General features: G+C 65.9%; 10 protein-coding genes and 2 pseudogenes. 9 read left to right on the top strand and 3 right to left on the bottom strand.

Features of this window, described 5'->3' with window-relative positions; genetic code table 11:
- Positions 1-34 precede the first annotated feature (34 nt).
- The 4 genes from O7632_RS09965 (at position 35) to O7632_RS09950 (ending at position 6903) form a co-directional block, all read left to right on the top strand.
- Positions 35-1024, top strand: coding sequence for a hypothetical protein (locus O7632_RS09965; RefSeq protein ID WP_278113379.1), 990 nt, complete (start codon positions 35-37; stop codon positions 1022-1024).
- A gap of 280 nt (positions 1025-1304) precedes the next feature.
- Complete coding sequence (locus O7632_RS09960) at positions 1305-4535, top strand: hypothetical protein (RefSeq protein ID WP_278113377.1); 3231 nt, start codon at positions 1305-1307, stop codon at positions 4533-4535.
- A 13-nt stretch (positions 4536-4548) separates the two neighbouring features.
- Positions 4549-5613: an RIP homotypic interaction motif-containing protein gene (locus O7632_RS09955; protein WP_278113376.1), complete on the top strand. Its 1065-nt coding sequence runs from the start codon at positions 4549-4551 to the stop codon at positions 5611-5613.
- A gap of 768 nt (positions 5614-6381) precedes the next feature.
- Positions 6382-6903: a hypothetical protein gene (locus O7632_RS09950; protein ID WP_278113375.1), complete on the top strand. Its 522-nt coding sequence runs from the start codon at positions 6382-6384 to the stop codon at positions 6901-6903.
- A gap of 449 nt (positions 6904-7352) precedes the next feature.
- Here O7632_RS09950 and O7632_RS09945 read toward each other — a convergent pair whose 3' ends face one another.
- The gene (locus O7632_RS09945; protein ID WP_278113372.1) at positions 7353-8918 is read right to left on the bottom strand and encodes a DUF262 domain-containing protein; all 1566 of its coding nucleotides are present in this window, start codon (positions 8916-8918) and stop codon (positions 7353-7355) included.
- Positions 8919-9110: 192 nt separating this feature from the next.
- Positions 9111-9357: pseudogene (locus O7632_RS09940) on the bottom strand (tyrosine-type recombinase/integrase); the annotation flags it as partial.
- A gap of 782 nt (positions 9358-10139) precedes the next feature.
- Here O7632_RS09940 and O7632_RS09935 point away from each other — a divergent pair.
- The 4 genes and pseudogenes from O7632_RS09935 (at position 10140) to O7632_RS09920 (ending at position 13919) form a co-directional block, all read left to right on the top strand.
- Positions 10140-10545: pseudogene (locus O7632_RS09935) on the top strand (hypothetical protein).
- A gap of 30 nt (positions 10546-10575) precedes the next feature.
- A complete protein-coding gene (locus O7632_RS09930; protein WP_278113368.1) occupies positions 10576-12015 on the top strand; it encodes a LuxR C-terminal-related transcriptional regulator in 1440 nt (479 codons plus the stop codon).
- A 669-nt stretch (positions 12016-12684) separates the two neighbouring features.
- Complete coding sequence (locus O7632_RS09925) at positions 12685-13515, top strand: IS5 family transposase (RefSeq protein ID WP_278113366.1); 831 nt, start codon at positions 12685-12687, stop codon at positions 13513-13515.
- The gene (locus O7632_RS09920) at positions 13512-13919 is read left to right on the top strand and encodes a hypothetical protein (protein ID WP_278113364.1); all 408 of its coding nucleotides are present in this window, start codon (positions 13512-13514) and stop codon (positions 13917-13919) included. The genes O7632_RS09925 and O7632_RS09920 overlap by 4 nt, the downstream gene beginning before the upstream one ends.
- Positions 13920-14467: 548 nt before the next feature.
- Here the strand turns inward: O7632_RS09920 and O7632_RS09915 are convergent.
- Positions 14468-15157: a hypothetical protein gene (locus O7632_RS09915; RefSeq protein WP_278113363.1), complete on the bottom strand. Its 690-nt coding sequence runs from the start codon at positions 15155-15157 to the stop codon at positions 14468-14470.
- Positions 15158-15521: 364 nt separating this feature from the next.
- Between O7632_RS09915 and O7632_RS09910 the strand changes: the two genes are divergently transcribed.
- Positions 15522-16613: an IS630 family transposase gene (locus tag O7632_RS09910; protein ID WP_278113361.1), complete on the top strand. Its 1092-nt coding sequence runs from the start codon at positions 15522-15524 to the stop codon at positions 16611-16613.
- Positions 16614-16767 lie beyond the last annotated feature (154 nt).

The following is a 16767-nucleotide window of genomic DNA, read 5'->3' as shown; positions in this document are numbered from 1 at the left end:
TGTAGGCCGAGAGCCAGCGTGCGAAGGAGTCGAGGTGGCTGGGTTCAAGCGTCCCGGCTCGCTGCCGAACGAGGCGCGGGCGCTCAACGACGCCTTGCACGACCTGCACGCTCGCGCCGGCCGTCCCTCGCTGACCACCATGGTCAGCTGGATCGGCGCCGGTGTCGCCAGCCGCAGCCGCATCCACGAGGCGTTCATCAGTGCCCGGGTGCCCGACTGGGGACTGCTGGACGTCCTAGTCGAGCAGCTTGCCGATAAGGTACCGGCGGGTCCGGATTCGGGCGATGAAGTGCACCGCTTCCACCAGCTGTGGCTGGCCGCGACCGGACATCCGGCTACGGACAGCGCGCACCCAGGCCCTAGCACGCTCGACGTCTTGCTGGTCATAGCGGAATGGGTAAACGCCCCACTGTTGCCGTTCCCGGCAACCCAGCGCATCCGGCAACTTGTAGATGCTGCCCTCACCGACTCGGCAGCCGACACGCTTGTAGTCAACCGTCGGGACAGCGCCGACGGTAGCCTGCTCGTCCTACAGGGTGACGGCCGGTCGTATCCAGAGGTCCTCGCCCGGCTGATGACAGCGTTCGACGACTTACTCGCCTCCGACCGGCGCGCCAACCACTACCGGCGGCGGCCATACCCACAGCTGCGGCTCCTAGCACACGCCGGCCAGGTCGAGTACGACGGAACGGAGTGTAGCGGCGCCCTTTTGCTAGCACTGCACGCGCAAAACGAGTCAATGACCGTCCGGGATGCTCTGGTGGGCGACGACGACGTCGCCGTCATCGTCATAGCGTCTGATCAGGTCTTCGACGCCGATCTCCTCGGCGACGGTAACAGCGCCAGGGACTGGATCCCCGTCACGAACGTCCCAGACGACACCACGCCATTGAAGCTGTGGATCGGCACGCCCGCGCGCCGGAGCGCGGACCCAGCCACCGCCGGCAGCAGCTCACGGGCGACATGGGCCGGCAGCATGCCGGCGGCTCCAACGTCCGATCAGGAAAAGGTTTGTCCTTCGTAACCCTGGGGCTCTTCCGGGACCGGAGCTGGTGCAGCGGGTGGCCCGTTCGCGGGGCGCGGCTGGCGCACGGCATGTGCGCCTCGGCCCAGCGACCCTGTCGCTCTACAATGCATCACGCTGTCCTTCGAAGCCGACTCCGGAGTGACGGGTTTCCGAGCCCGGCTTCTCCAAGGAATTCCGTCTCGAACCACAGGTCAGTGCCCTCAGAGACCGCCGCTGCTGCGACTGATCCCGCTCTGGGGATCCCCGGTGGGGTGCATCGGTATACGCCGGCCGTGGCGTGGATGCCGGCCACCCGAGGTGTAGATCATGGCCTTCATCCCCGACCATCACCCTGGGCGAGTTCCGTCGCCGCCCCGACCCGCGCCTGGGAGAATCGGATCCGATGATCAGCAACAGCTCCGGCGTCCAGGTCGGCGACCGCAACACTCAGCACAACCACTACTACGAGGGCTCCAAGCCCGGCGTGCCGTTGACGGAGTGGTGGAACGACACATGGTTGCCGTTCACCGACCCTCCCCTCGGCGCGGAGATCGTGCTGGCCGGTCGCCAGGAGCAGGCCGCCGCCCTGCGCGCCGCCCTCGACACTAGCCCGGCCGTCGTCGAGGTCGGGGGCGAGCTGGGCGAGCTGGAGCTGAAGGCGTTCATTGCGGTGGCCCTGAACGGCACACCGCTGGGTGATCGCACGCTGTTGATCGACGATCAGGACGATCAGGCGGCCCTGCGCCCCCAGCTGGCGGCGCAGGACCCGCAGATCCTGGCCGTGCCGACCAGCCTGCCGCTGAACGAGATCCCGCTCCGGCACCCGCATACCCTCCTGGTGTACGGCAAGCTCGTGCCGAACCCGGCCGTGAAGGTGCCCCCGCTCGACGAGGAGGAGGTCGAGAGGCACCTGTCCGCCACGATCGAGCCGGACCGGGCCCGGTCCCTCGGCGTCCTGGCCCGGCGTGGGCTGAGCCAGCTGCGGCGGGCCCTGGCCAAACACCGTTCGCTCGCGATTCCGCCTTGGGCCCGGTCTGCCGATGTCCGCCTCCGGCGGCTGGCGCTGCTGGGTGGCTGGCACGGCGATCACGACGGCGATCGGACGATCGTCAGTGGGTTCACCGGGGTGGACAACGCCGAGATCGCCGAGATCTCTGCTCAGGCGGCTGCGGACCCGGACACGGCGATGCTCGGGCACCTGGGTCAGCGGTGGTACGTGCAGGCGCCCGAGGACGCCATCGTCCTGCTGGCGCCCAGCTTCACCGAGGAGGACCGGGCGGCATTCGCCGCCCTGGCGGTCCGCGTCCTCACCACGCGTGGCGGGTCGGTGGCGATCCGGCGCGGTATCGCGGAGTCGCTGGTCGTCCTCGCGGTCCGCGGTGGCTCTGCCGAGCTCGTGCGCCGGGTGGTGCGCGAGGTTATGAGCCAGGCGAACGTCTCCCTGGCGGACGTGCTGACGTATCTGGCCGAGGCATCTCCCACCGCGTTCCTCGACGCCGTGCGGAATGGCCGCCCCTCCTCTCGAGCGGCCCTGGAGCTCCTCGCCTGGCCGACTGAGCATTTCGGCGGTGCGGTCGAGGCTCTGGCCCGGATGGCCGCGGCCGATCCGGGCAGCGATCAGCAAGACCGGCCGGGTGTCTCGCTCGCCGAGATCTTCGAGGTCACACGGCCCCAGACCAACGCACCCCGACCGGTCCGGCTGCGTGCACTGAAGCGGATGCTCCGCGACAGGCCCGAGGTCGCCCGGATGCTGCTGCTCGACCTGCTCCGGTCGGCCCGGCACGGAACCATCGGTACGGTCCACCCGACGCCGCTCCTGCGGGACTGGCCGATACCGGGGGCACCGCCGCCGGCCGAGACCTATGCCGCCTTCCGGGACGTCGCCGGCTTGGCCTTGGACGACCTCGACGACGATCCGGAACGCTTCCTCGCCCTCATCCCGCTGTCCGACAACCTGCCCGACGACCAGCGCTGCGGCTTCGTGGAACGGCTGATGTCCCTGTCCGGTTCGGTCAACGACCAGGACATGCGGCGGCGTCTGTCCGAGGCGCTCCGGGAACTGATTGCCCTGCACACCGGATTCGGCGACGCGCGGTGGGCGATGTCGGCTGACCAACTCGCGCCGTTCAGGCGGGCCGCCGACGCGCTCGCGCCGTCGCAACCGGCCGATCAGACGTTCTGGCTTTTCGGCGACCGGTGGCCACAACCGGAGGGCTTCACGAAGAAACGGTCCAGCGCGGAGGAGTACTTCACCGAGCTGTCCCGGCTGCGGGCCGAGGCGGTGGCGCGGATCCTGGCCTCCGACGGTCTCGACGCGCTAGTGGCGCTGGCCGGCCGAACCGGGAACGGCGACCTGATCGGGGCCGCTCTCGCCCAGTCGCCGTCCACCGAGCACGACGACGTGCTGCTGACCTGGCTGTCCGAGGACCGCCCGGCGAGCCGGCCGGACATCGCGTTCGAGTACTTCGCGCTGCGGATGCTACGCGGCGCCGACTACCTCGACCGCACTTCGGATGGGACTGCGCGGGCGAGGCTGCTGCTGGCGCGGCGCGATCCGGAGAACACCGATCCCGGTCCCGAGGCGGCCGCCGTCTACTGGCGCGAGTTCGGGATCAACGGCCTCGGCCCGGAGTTCACCGGTGTCGCGAAGGCGGCGGCCGGCCTGATCAGCGTGGGTCGGTGTGCACCGGCACTGGATCTGATCGCGATGTACGCCGAACAGGTCGACACACACGAGGTCGCCGTCGAGGCGGCCACCGCCTGCGAGGGATTCGTCCGGTCGGTAAAGAAGGACCACCCGCTTTCCGGATACGACCTGCAAATCGTCGTCGAACTACTCGAACGTCACCGGGACGCGCTCGGGACGCATCGGGTGACCGAGATCGAGCTGAGCCTCGTCCCGCTTCTGCGCTACGACGCCCGTACGCCCACGATCCATGCCCGCCTCGCCGAAGACCCATCCTTCTTCGCCGAGCTCGTCGAGACCGCCTTCCGCGCCGAGGGCTCTGACGACACCGTCGACGGCCCGGACCAAGTCGCCCGGATCCGCGCCATCTTCCAGGTCCTGCGGTCCTGGCGCCGATGCCCGGGCACCGACCCGGACGGGACCATCGACGCCAAGGCTCTCGCCGCCTGGGTCGAGGAGGCAAGACGACGGTTGTTGGCCTCCGGCCGGCTACGCCTCGCTGACGGAATCATCGGCACGGCCCTCGCTTCCGCCAACCCGGACGAGGACGGCTCGGTGCCACCTTTGGCCGTACGCGAGGTGCTGGAGGACGCCGACAGCGACGAGATGGACAGCGGCCTCTGGAACGGCCTCTACAACCGGCGCGGGTTGACGATGCGTGCTCTCCGGGACGGCGGCGCTCAGGAACGGACGCTGGTCAAGCGCTATCGAGAGTACGAACGTCAGGCCGAGGGATGGCCTCGATCGCAGCGGATCCTCCGGCAGCTGGCCGACACGTACGAGCTTGAGAGCAGCAAGCATGACCACGACGCCGAGGTCTGGCGACGCGGAATCGAGTGGTGACGATGGAGATGACATGGACATGATCGACGTTCTGATCGTCGCGGCGATCCCGCTGGAGCACGAGGCAGCCAAGGCCTGCATCGAGGACTGGACACCCTGCGACGAGGACGACCCGCATCCGTACCTGCGGGGCGAATATCGATGCGCCGACGGCCGACGGTTGTCGGTGGCGCTCGCCCGGCCGGTCCGGATGAGCGGCCGCCCGACCGGGGTAGCGGCCACCGCGCTGGTCGACCGGCTGCGTCCGGGCTGCCTGGCCATGCCCGGCGTGTGCGCGGGCAATCCGGGCCAGGTCGCGCTGGGCGATGTGGTGGTAGCCGAGATGACGTACGAGTACGACGAGGGCAAGCAGACCAGGGACGGCTTCGTCGGCGACCACCGGCAGTACCAGCTCGACCAGAAATGGATCCGCGCCGCGCAGGAGCTGAGTCCTCCGAGCGGGCTGCCCAGCTACGGCCCCGCAACCGAGGACGAGGCCGCCCTCTGGCTGCTGGAACGGCTGCTCCTCGATCAGGACCCGGTGAAGCACCCGGCGTTCGAACGCTACTTCCCACCGGGCACGTGGCCGCAACGGCCGGAGGCAATCGAGGCCCAGGGGCACATCGTCCGGCCCGGGGTGGAGTGGGTGCTGACCGATAAGGGCCGCACGTTCATCGAGCGCGCCCGCTACGACGATGTGCACGGGCCCGCGAAGCTGCCGTTCGCGGTGGCGGTGGCGCCTATGGCCAGTGGGAGCTACGTGGCCAAAGATGGCGAGGCCTGGGCGCGGCTGTCGGCGATGGGCGTGCGCACCGTCACCGGCCTGGACATGGAGGCCGCGACCATCGCCACCGTCGCCGAGACCCAGGGCGTACCGGACTGGCTGGTGGTAAAGGGCGTCATGGATCACGCCGACCCGGCCAAGGATGACCGCTACAAGCGGTTCGCGGCCCGTGCCTCGGCCGAGGTCCTCTACGCCCTCCTTAACAGACGGGCCGTCCGATCACCGAACCCGGCCGCGCGAAACGTCCGGCTGGACAATGTCCGGGGCGTGCAGATCGGCGACCACAACGTCCAGCGTAATACCTTCAGTGGCTGAGTGGTGCGGCGGAGGAATTCGATCTCTAATCCGAATCGCAGGCTCGAATCCTGCCGGGGCACCAACGCAAGCTCTGACGAGCAAGAACCCGGTCAATAGTTCGACTTTCATCTATACTGTATTGAACTCTCCCCCGGAAAACCCCCGGTAACGCCCGTGGGCGACCAGGTTGGAACAGGTCCATGGTGGGGTACCAACGGCCGCGCGGCAACGGCGCGGGGAATCCGGGGATCCGAGGATCAGACAGCCCGCCACGGTGTCGATCGAGCTGTTGCTGCTGTGGTCAACGTTGAGGTCTAGTCCGTCGAGCACATCGAAGGCGGGTCGCGCGGCAACATCTGGCGTTCCGGTAGACCGTTGAACGGCGGCAAGACCCAGTTGTACAGCCACATCGCCGCCGCCCGCCGGATCTCACAGACCGCCGCATCGCTGTGCCTTCAAAAAGGGGTGCGACCTTCCCGTCGTCCTCCAACGTCTGAGCGGCCCGCTCGCCTGCCACCTGCCGGGACCGCATCCGACCGAAACTTGCTTGAGCACGGCATACTGCAGGACATGGGCGATCTAGCCAAGCGGACTGCGGCAATTACCGGGCGGTGGGTGAACAGCGGAGCGGTTACTCCAGCTGTCGCTGCAACATGTGAGCTGGCGGGAGTCGCGCTTGAAGCTCCCCCCGGGGCCGGTGCCGCCGTCGGCGCCGCCTTAGGAGCCGCCGTTGGCTCCTTCACAGAAGAGATGGTTGACGTAACACATAAGCTATGGTCACGGCGAGTGATGAACGTCGAGCGATTCACTCAAACCGCAGCTGCTGAGGCTGGCATGTCGGCAGAGAGCCTCCTTAAACAAATCGCGGGAGATCCTCGCGAGCTGGAGCTGTTTGCCCAAGTCGCCGAGGTAGCGTCTAGATCTTTGGACGGATGGAAGGTCGACCTTCTCGCGCGGATTTTCGTGCACGGCACACAAGATGAGGATAAGGTCGATGGTGCGGTGTTGGCCTTCGACGCTGTTCGTCAACTGGAACGGCCTCATCTCCGCCTGCTGAAGATCCTCGCTAGCGAGAACCCGAATTCGCGCGACGGCCGGTGGAGCGAGAAGAGCGTTGTTGCTGCCGACCCCGGATTGACCGAAGGATACGATGCACTAATCAGCAAATTGGGCAGTGTTGGCATGGTGATCGACACGGACGTTGATGCGGTCATGGGTTACAGTGGAGGGTCATGGAAACTCACGAGCCTTGGCCGCCGATGCGCTGGTTACCTCGCCAAGCGTGGTACCGCGCTTGGCGAAGGTTGATAAGATCGAGATCGACTGAATAGCTATTCAAAGAAGTTCTGAGTCGACCCCAAGAATTTGCCCGGCAAAGCCTGTGGGCGGCCAATTTCCGACAGGACCGCGACGTCGGAGCGTGGGCCGCCGTCCGCAAAACCGAGCCAAGTCCTCGCGGCCCTCGAAAACCCCCACAACGCCGGCATCGCGACCGATCAGTGGCCAGTCGTGAGCGCCAGCGCCCGGGCGCTGCACCCAATCTTGCAGCAAATCAAAGCAACCCCGGTCAAACAGCCCTATCCGAGAAGCCTGACGCCACACGATCCCGTGTTGCCCGCTCGCGTCCGCCAGGTGTTTCGGCACACCCGCACCCGAGGTCAGCCTGCCTGATCAGTGCGACCGACCTCTCCCGAGACCAAGTGAACCATCCCTAGGCGCATCAGCCAAACCCCGCGCGGTCACCCGACAATCCCCGGTTATTGAGTCATTTGCCTTTGCGCCTCTTTACACAGCAGATTCGCCCGAGCACGGACGAAATCTGAATAATTGTCGTCCCACAGTTCGCGGTCCGGACAGAAAGCACGCGCAAGAACATCGGGGTCCTTTGCCACATCGGGCTTGTAGACGCTCGGCGCCCTACCCCCGAGCACTTTGTTATCAATTGAGCTTATAAAACACATGTTTGCAAGATAGCTGTGATTCTCTGCCGAAACCTGGCGACTCCTCAGGAACGCCTGCGGATATAAGTGGTGAAACTCGTTTCGGTTGTAGCTACGCAGCACTTCAGACAGATCTACACTCTGTCCGCTAACCAGGCTCCGGGGATGAGCTTGAGCCAGCATGAGCACAAAGGTTTTGGTTATGACGGTGTTAAGGTTAAATCTATTCTCAAGGAACGTCCGATCGTCGAGATGCACGGCGAAGTCATCCAGTCGTGACGCCAGCCCCGATTTCATCCGAACAATCTCCGCAATATCGACCTCCAAGCTTCGAGTGACCTGACGGCCATATCGCAACGACCAACAGGATTTCCATATCCAACGGAGTAACTGTCGACGTTGCCCATCCGTGTATGGAACCGACTTCGAGCTTTCGGAGGCAAAAAAGACGGCCAGGGGAACCAGTAGCGATGAGTACGGAAGATTATCCAACTTCTCGACGTTTAGCTCCTTCCGGACGAAGTCGATCGCCCCTTTAAGTCCGTTGACAACCAGCGGAAATTGCTCCCGAACCTTCGTCCCATTAAGGGAAACCATGGTTTTTGGCGATGCGTCACCTTCGACGATAGCAGCACAGCATCGCAAGAGTAGGGTCACCTCTTCGCCGACATCACGGAACCCGAATGGTGCCAATTCCTCGCTGAGTTCGGCAAATTTTCCCTGTAAGTCGAAGTCGTCCGACCAAGTCCAAGCACTTAACAGTTGCAACGTGTCCAGCTCCACGCCAAGCCTGTTGACTCGCTCGAATACAATCGCCACACCCGCCCGATCGTCGGTCGTGAAGGTCTGTATCGGTATAACGGTTTCCTTGAAACGGCTGTGCATCTCGTCGATTACCGGGACAACTTCCTCCGATAGCCTCCGGAAGGCCGCCCCATATTGAGGCGCATCAAACAGGACGCTCAACGGAAAATGCCGCTCAGGGTCGACCTCGTCAGGCGCCAGGGAAACGAAGCTGCTTTCCTGGACATCGCTACTCGTTCGATAGTCGAAGTAAATGTTCGTCCAGGCAGCATCGCCAACTGGCGCCAACTCGGTTTGAAATACCCCGAAGATGCTGGTCAGCCTCTGCTGTCCGTCAAGTACGTAATCCACAGGATAGTCTTCAGGACGAGCCGGGAGAACGAATGGCCCCAGGTCGCGTTCAGTACGGAGCGTATTCTTCGTTCGCCAGAACAATAGCGCCCCGAACGGGTAACCCTTGTAGATGCTATCCATGAGTTGCGCAACCCTATCGGGATCCCACACAAATCCTCGCTGAAACGCCGGAATCCTGACACGCCCCTCGGATATACCCGCAATTAGTTGTCGAATCGACGTCACTTGACCCTCCGAGTCGCTTCCCGACGGACACCCTATCTCAGTCCTCGGCCCGCCAGCACCCTACTCGCAGGTACGTCGTTGCCGCCGTCGAGCCTCCGACATATCAAATCGGTTGACCCAGGACAGGGCGAGGTTGTCGGCCGCGCGTCTCAGGCTTCCAAAGGAGGCCCAGGGTCGGGGGTCAGCGGTGGGTCAGAGCGGACGCTCGAGCTCGGCTGCTTGGCCAACCCCAAGCTGTTCGAGGATGTCGGAGCTGTCGGGTGCGACAGTAGGCTTGACGATGTAGTGCCTGTTTGTGACCTGCTCGGTGGCGTGTCCGAGCTGGGCTGCCGCGCTTGGCGTCGGTCTCCTTGTCGATGAGGGTGGCGACGGTCTTGCGGAAGGTGTGTGGGGTGACCCACTCAAGGCTCGCCTCAGCGCGGGCTTGACGCCACTGGCGGGCGTCTCCGGCTGGCCGGGTGCCCAACCTCCACTATCGACCGCATACGCCAGCGACCCGTCTCGATGCAGCTCCACGAGCAGGTATGCGGCGCGTGGCTCTGGGCCGTAGTCAGCCAGTGGGCTGATGATCCATCGCCTTAGCCCCGTCCTCGGATTGAGCGCCGCGTCGGCGAGCGACCGGATGAGCAGTTCTCGGCCGAACCTGTCTTGCGGCACGAGCTGGTTGGCGTACCGCAACACCGCCTCCAGCAGTTCTCGTACCTGCCCGCGTGCGAGCGGCTTGACCAGGGGCGGTAGAGGCGTGCTGGGCCGCGCGACCCCGATGAGCCAGGCCTTGCCGCTGCCTTCCAAGTGGTCGGCGATGTCCTTGGTCATGGCCGACAATCGTTCCGTCTGGTCGTGCTGCCGGTCGAAGCGCTGACGGTAGGCGTGCTCGATGTTCCGCTCCCGCATCCACTCGTTCTTGGACCCATCCCGGTAGGGCACGCGAAAGCACTCCCGTTGACCGATCATGTGAGGTGCGTCAGGGCTGCGTGGCACCGACAGCACCAGCACAGACTTGCCGTCACCGGTCAGCGGCACCATCTCCACACCCGCCACGATCGGATCGATGCGGTTGTTAGCGATCTGCCGCAGCCGCCGCTGGGCAGCATCGGATGCGTCGACCCCTACGATCTCCTTCGCTCGGCTGGTGCCATGCTCCTCGGCCACGCCGTGGGCGTCCACTGCGAACCTGGTTCGCCGCCTCACCGGCACCAGCACCCCCACCTGGCGGCACCGGTGAACCTCACCACGCTCGGCGACCTGATCACCCACCGGGAAACCACCGCTGGCCAGCAAGCCGGCCGGCTCCGCGAGCAGATCGCCACACTCACCGCCGAACTCGGCCGCGTCGACAGCGAACTGGCCGCCCTGGCGACCACCCGCACCACCCTGCGCGCGCTCGCCGCCGCCGAGTTCACCGCCGACGACCCGAACTTCGCCAGCACCCCTTACCAGCAGATCCTGGAAGTCCTCGCCACCGCACCCGCCGGGATGCGGGCGAAGGGCATCTGCCTCGCACGGTGTCGAGCCCTCACCGAAACACGTCGAAGGCACCCCCGCGAAGCTCAAACGCATGGTCAACCGCCACGTTCTCACCGAAGACGAACCCGGAGTGTTCACTTTCGCCCAGAAAAGGACGTAATCTTTCGAACTGCCCTCTCACCCATCGGAGTTGAACGAGCGACGCGCCACCTACCTGTGGGAGCTGGGCCGCCGAACTGAGGCGGTGGCGGCCTTCCGTGAGACAGCTGCTGAGTTGCAGGAGAAGCCGGCATCGGCGGTGAAGGCCCGCGTGTTCGTTGGCGTCGCCATCGCCGCCCTGCAAGCCGGGCGATATCAGGACGGGTGTGAATGGGCCGACGTGGCTCTTTGGACAGCGGTTGATGCCGGGGCGCGGGCCGAGGAGGGCCGGGCGCTGAACGTCTCCGGCCTCGCGCTCGGCCTGCTCGGTGACCCCGGTGGCGTCGGTCTGCTGGAGAGGGCGATCGAGATCGCGCGTGCTGTAAACCACATCGAGGACCTGCTGCGGGGTTACGAGAACCTCGGCCTGGTCCTGGAGCACGCCGGGCAGTTGCGCGCGTCAGCCGAAACATCTGCGAAAGGGTTGGAGGAGGCACAGCGGTACGAACTTGCGGACACGCGCCAAATGATGGTCTTAGCGAACAACGCCAGCGCCGCGTTCATGTTGCTCGGCGACTGGGACAAGGCCGAGAAGATCGTCACGGAGGCGATCCAAGACCGGTCGCCAGCCGAAAGCCTTTACCAACGGCTCATCCTTGGCGAGATCAAGGTGGCACGGGGAGCATACGCCCAGGCCCACGAGCTACTCGACTCGATCGCCGACGCCGACCATCGCGGCGATCCCCGGTTCCTCGGCCCGCTGCACACCGCACAAGCCCTGCTCTCGCTCGGCGAAGGCGACCTACGCCGGGCCAGCGACGAGGTACGGCGCGGGGTCGAGGCGGTCCGCGACGGGGAAAACCAGCTCGAACTGCTGCGTCTGTGCGCGGTTGGGCTGCGCTACGCCGCCGACCAACGCGACGCAACACTCGGCGACTGGCTCGCGCAAGCGGCATGGACAACGGGCAGGGGACAACCCAGGAGACCGCGTAGCTGGTGGCGCTGTGCGGCGCGGAACGTAAGCGTCTGCACGGCAGCGACACCGCCGCCGAGTGGAACCGGGTCGCAGCCGGCTGGACCCAACTCGACCGGCCGTACGAGGCCCGCCTACGCACGATGGCGGCAAGCAGCCGCGACCTACGCCAGAAGCGACGGCAGCGACCCGCGGCCACCGGCACGGGAAGCCCACCAAGCCGCAACCGCGCTAGGAGCCGAGCCGTCGCGCACCGAGGTAGCCCGCCTGGCCGCTCAGATCGGCCTCGACCTCCGCGATCGGCCAACCCCTACAGCCCTGCCCTACCGCCTCACACCCGCCGAATTCGAGACGCTACGGCTGTTGTGTAAAGGGCTCGATCCCACGGCCATCGCCCGCACACGCGGAGTCGGAGTACGGACCGCGCAGACCCAGCTAAGCAGCATCTACCGGAAGTTGGGGGTGCACAGCAGCGTGGGGGCGATCGCCGTGGCACACCGTGAACGCCTTCTCAGATAGCGATCCCCACCGGATGGCGTCCACACCAAGGAGCTTCGAACCTGATCAACAGTCGCAACACAGAACCGGAGCAGGACTATCACAGTCTTCAGGGACCCAGGCTTCTCGTCGAGGTGGCAGGGCGGGCACGGTCCCGGCGGTCGGACCATGCACCCGGCCACCGGCAGCGGCGAGCGTGGTGTCGACGACGCGTGAAAATCTCAAATGTCGTTGACACGCAAGATCAACAGTGGCCTGACCTGCCAACCCGACAGCCAGGCCCCTTCAACATGAGCAACTTTTAGCCTGAATTTTCTCCTGACTATTGACATCGATGACCTAGATCCGGCATCTTGCGAAGCAAGGCGAAGAAGCCTGTAGACGCACTCCTCACGGGAGGAGTGCGTCTACAGGAGGCTGCGCAATGCAGGACACCACTGTCCGGGCTCTATGGCTTGCTTTCAAGGTGCTAGCTGCGACGGTGGTTGGCATAGCCGCAGGGTTGATCGCTTGGGCAGGAGGTAAGGCGCCCTCGGACGTAATCCTCATCGGAGGTGGCAGCTTTGCTGCGTCGCTCGCCTTGGTTCTGAGAGGCTGGTTCGCTAGCTCTTGTCCATTGTGGGTTAATCCGATCCTGCGGATGTGAACGTTGGTCGTAACCGGTGAGGACCCGACCGCGTTGGGTCGATCATGGGTGAACGCGCGGCGTATCCGAGTGACCTGACCGACGAGCAGTGGGCGGTGATCGGACCGTTCCTGCGGGCGTGGAAGACCCGCCACCCGTCGGTGTCCGGGCACCAAGGCCGCTACGAGCTGCGGGAGATCGTGAACGCCATCTTCTACCAGAACCGGACCGGCTGTCAGTGGGCGTACCTGCCGCACGACCTGCCGCCGAAGTCCGCGACGTACTACTACTTCGCCCGGTGGCGTGACGACGGCACCGACCAGGTCATCCACGACCTGCTGCGCTGCCAGGCACGCGAGAAGGCCGGCCGTACCGAGGACCCGAGCGCGGTCGTGCTGGACACCCAGTCGATCCGCGCCGCGAACCACATCCCCGCCACGACGACCGGCAGCGACGTCGGCAAGAAGGTACCGGGCCGCAAACGGGGCCTGGCCGTGGACGCGTTGGGACTGGTCATCGCCGTCGTGGTCACCGCCGCGTCGGTCACCGACAACGCCATCGGCATCCGGCTGCTCGACCAGGTCGTCGCGCACACCCCCACCGTGACCCGCGCCTGGGTCGACGCCGGATTCAAACAGGACATGGCACTGCACGGCGCCGTCCTGGGTGTCGACGTCGAGGTCGTCAAACGCGCCGACACCCGGCCCGGGTTCGTACCCGTCCGCAGACGCTGGATCGTCGAGCAGACCCTCGGCACCCTCATGCTGCACCGCCGCCTCGTCCGCGAGTACGAGAGCCGACCGGAGTCCAGCGCGTCACGCACCTGGTGGGCGTCCACCGCGAACCTGGTCCGACGACTCACCGGCACCAGCACACCCACCTGGCGGCACCGGTGAACCTCACCACGGTCCTCGACCTGATCACCCACCGGGAAACCACCGCCGGCCAGCAAGCCGACCGGCTCCGCGAGCAGATCGCCACACTCACCGCCGAACTCGGCCGCGTCGACAGCGAACTGGCCGCCCTGGCGACCACCCGCACCACCCTGCGCGCGCTCGCCGCCGCCGAGTTCACCGCCGACGACCCGACCTTCGCCAGCACCCCTTACCAGCAGATCCTGGAAGTCCTCGCCGCCGCACCCGCCGGGATGCGGGCGAAGGGCATCTGCCTCGCGCTCGGCGTCGAGCCCTCACCGAAGCATGTCGAAGGCACCCGCGCGAAGCTCAAGCGCATGGTCAACCGCCAAGTCCTCACCGAAGACGAACCCGGAGTATTCACTCTCGCCCAGAAAAGGACGTAATCTTCCGAACTGCCCACTGAGCGCTATCCGATTTCTCACCGATGCCAAACGCGACCAGGACTGAGTGAGTGTTTGCGACAGGCGTGGCCGTCGACGGGTGCTGGTTATCCCTCGTTCCCGCTGATTTAGCCCTGCCCGGCTTACACGGGAGGCCGACCGGCAAACAGCGCAGCCTGGTGGCAGGTGGCAGGTCACTGATGCCAGAAAGCTGGCCTCGCTGTGAGCCCAGTCAGCTCACCACCGGCCACCGGGCGCGCGACGTTGGCAGGGCGGCTGGCGCCCGGATAGGGGCCCGGCGGGCTTGTGAACGTCCCGGTAACGGGTCAACGGTGCCCCCGTTTACCCCCCGAAAACCCCTGCTAAGGGTGGACTATCAGTGACGAGCGTTGACAAGCCGACGATTGCGTCGGTGCTGGTCAGCGATGATTTCTGGCGGCCAATGACAATCTCATGACCGTGACGTTCGGCAACCGTGTGTCGCAGGTTCGAATCCTGCCGGGGCACGTCACAGAACCGCAAACGCGCAACCCGATGATCAAGCGTGGTTCTCACGTCGCTCCGGGGAGAAGGCTGCGCCCCTCCCAGGTTCCGTGTTCGGACAATGGGCGGAACCGCATGAACGCGGATTCGTGGTGAAAGTCCCGGCGATGCTGTTCAGCCATGGCGACGGTGTGTGTATGGGCCTGTGGGACGGCGCTGCGGCCGTGGACCATGTCGGTCATCTCGCGGACGCTGTGCCAGATCGTGAAGGTGGAGAAGGTGTGGGGCGGGCGTATCGCTGCGGTGGCGAAGGTGGTGCCGGGGTGGCCGGCGACCAAGCGTTCGACCGGCCGCCCCCATTTCAGGAACCGGGGTAGTTCGAGAACCTTGAGCCGGGCGAGGGTGACGGCCACAATCGGCTCCTCCGGAGCCCACCGGCCCGCCTGCACCGGCAGGCCAGCGAGGGCGGCCACCTCGCCGTAACGCCGCAGGTACTGCAATCGCACATGCCATCCGCCGCCGAGCCGCCGCCCTAGATCGTCGTCTGCGAGGAACCGTTCCAACGCCGATTCGTCGTCCCATTCGGCGAACATCGCAAGGCGTCGCAGCTGCATCCGTTCCACCGACAACGCCGGGGAGCCGAGTCGCATGAGCGCGAGGCATTCGGCATGCCGCAGCCCAGCCGCCCGAGGCCCGCGACGCAGTGTGCGCAAGGTCAAGGCCGGCGGAAGCAGCGCGAGATGGAACGAGTGCATCATCGGCCCATGATCCCAGCCGTCCGCACCCGCATCCCTCCCGGAGCGTACGGGCTGGCGGCGGCAAACGGACGTGGCCTTCGCCGGCAACCGCCGGCAGGCATCGGTCGGCACGGCGGGCTCGCTCCCAACTCAACGGGGGAGGAAGGTCAACACCGGTTGGTCGAGGTGCCAGCCGAGCACAGATCCACCGTCGTAAGGCTTCGCTGTAGTCGACTCACTCGGCCCCAGCTCGACGGGAGGCGCACAGGTCCGCGAGGAAATCGTCTAGTGCCTCGTCTTTGAACGTTGATCGTGTAATCCGCCGGTTCCGGGGGTCTATCGGGGGGGCTGTCTCCGACGTTTGACGCGTGGGAGGTGATGGCCGGTGGGTAGACGGCCAGAGGTGTTCGTCCGGCAGGTGTCGATGGCCGAGGGCCAACGGTTGCAGAAGATCACCCGGACCGCGAAGGACCCCGTCAAGCTGCGCCGGGCGATCGTGGTGCTGATGTCCGCCCAGGGACAGCCGGCCCCGGACATCGCCCACCTGCTCAAAGCCTGCGAGGACTACGTCCGCGACGTGATCCACGCCTTCAACGAGCGGGGGTTCGACGCGTTGTCCCCAAAATGGAGCGGGGGCGCACCGAGACGGATCGATGAGCAGACCTGTGACTGGATCTGCGTCATCGCCCGGTGCGACCCCCGCTTCCTCGGCCAACCGTTCTCCTGCTGGTCCCTGGCCAAGCTGCGCGACTACCTCATCGACGCCGGCTACGTTGACGCGGTCAGTGTCGAGACCGTCCGGCGGGTCCTGCACGAACGCGGTGTGTCCTGGCAGGCCACCAAGACGTGGAAGGCCAGCACCGACCCCGACTTCACCGCGAAGATGCGCCGGGTGCTCGAGCTGTACGACCATCCACCCGCCGACGGCAGGGTGCTGTGTCTGGACGAGTTCGGGCCGCTGAACCTGCAGCCCCGCCCCGGCCGCGCCTGGCGACCGCGGGGCCGACCCGTGCGACTACGGGCCACCTACACCCGTGACCAGGGCGTGCGGCACATGATCGCAGCCCTGGACCTGGCCACCGGACGGCTGCACTACCGCATCCGTGACCGTAAACGCTGGCGCGAGTTCCTGGCCTTCCTGAAGACCCTGCGCGCCCGCTGGCCCGACCAGCGCCTGTACCTGATCGTGGACAACTTCTCCCCGCACAAGCATCCTGAGGTCCGCGCCTGGTGCACGGCCAACCGCGTCGACCTGGTCTTCCTGCCCACGTACTCGTCGTGGTTGAACTGGATCGAGGCCGAGTTCGCCGCCGTCAGGTACTTCGCCCTCAACGGCACCGACCACCGCACCCACGCCGAGCAGGACGCCGCCATCGGCGCCTACATCCGCTGGCGCAACCAACGCGCGAAGCCGAAAACCGGATTCGCCGCCGGCTCCAAGATCCGCCACCCGGATTACCCGTTCAAGGCTGCATGACGAGGCACTAGTTCCTTGTCCGACTCAAACAGGTCGGGCCGGGCGAGATCGTCGACGGAAGCAACCGGTCGCACGCCCTGACGACGCGCCAACTCCTCAGCCGGCACGTGCTCAGCGGTCGGCCACTCGGGCACCTGCTCGGCGTTGCTCGACA

This window comes from Solwaraspora sp. WMMD406 (assembly GCF_029626025.1).
GTDB lineage: Bacteria > Actinomycetota > Actinomycetes > Mycobacteriales > Micromonosporaceae > Micromonospora_E.
This window is presented reverse-complemented; position numbering and strand designations above follow the sequence as displayed.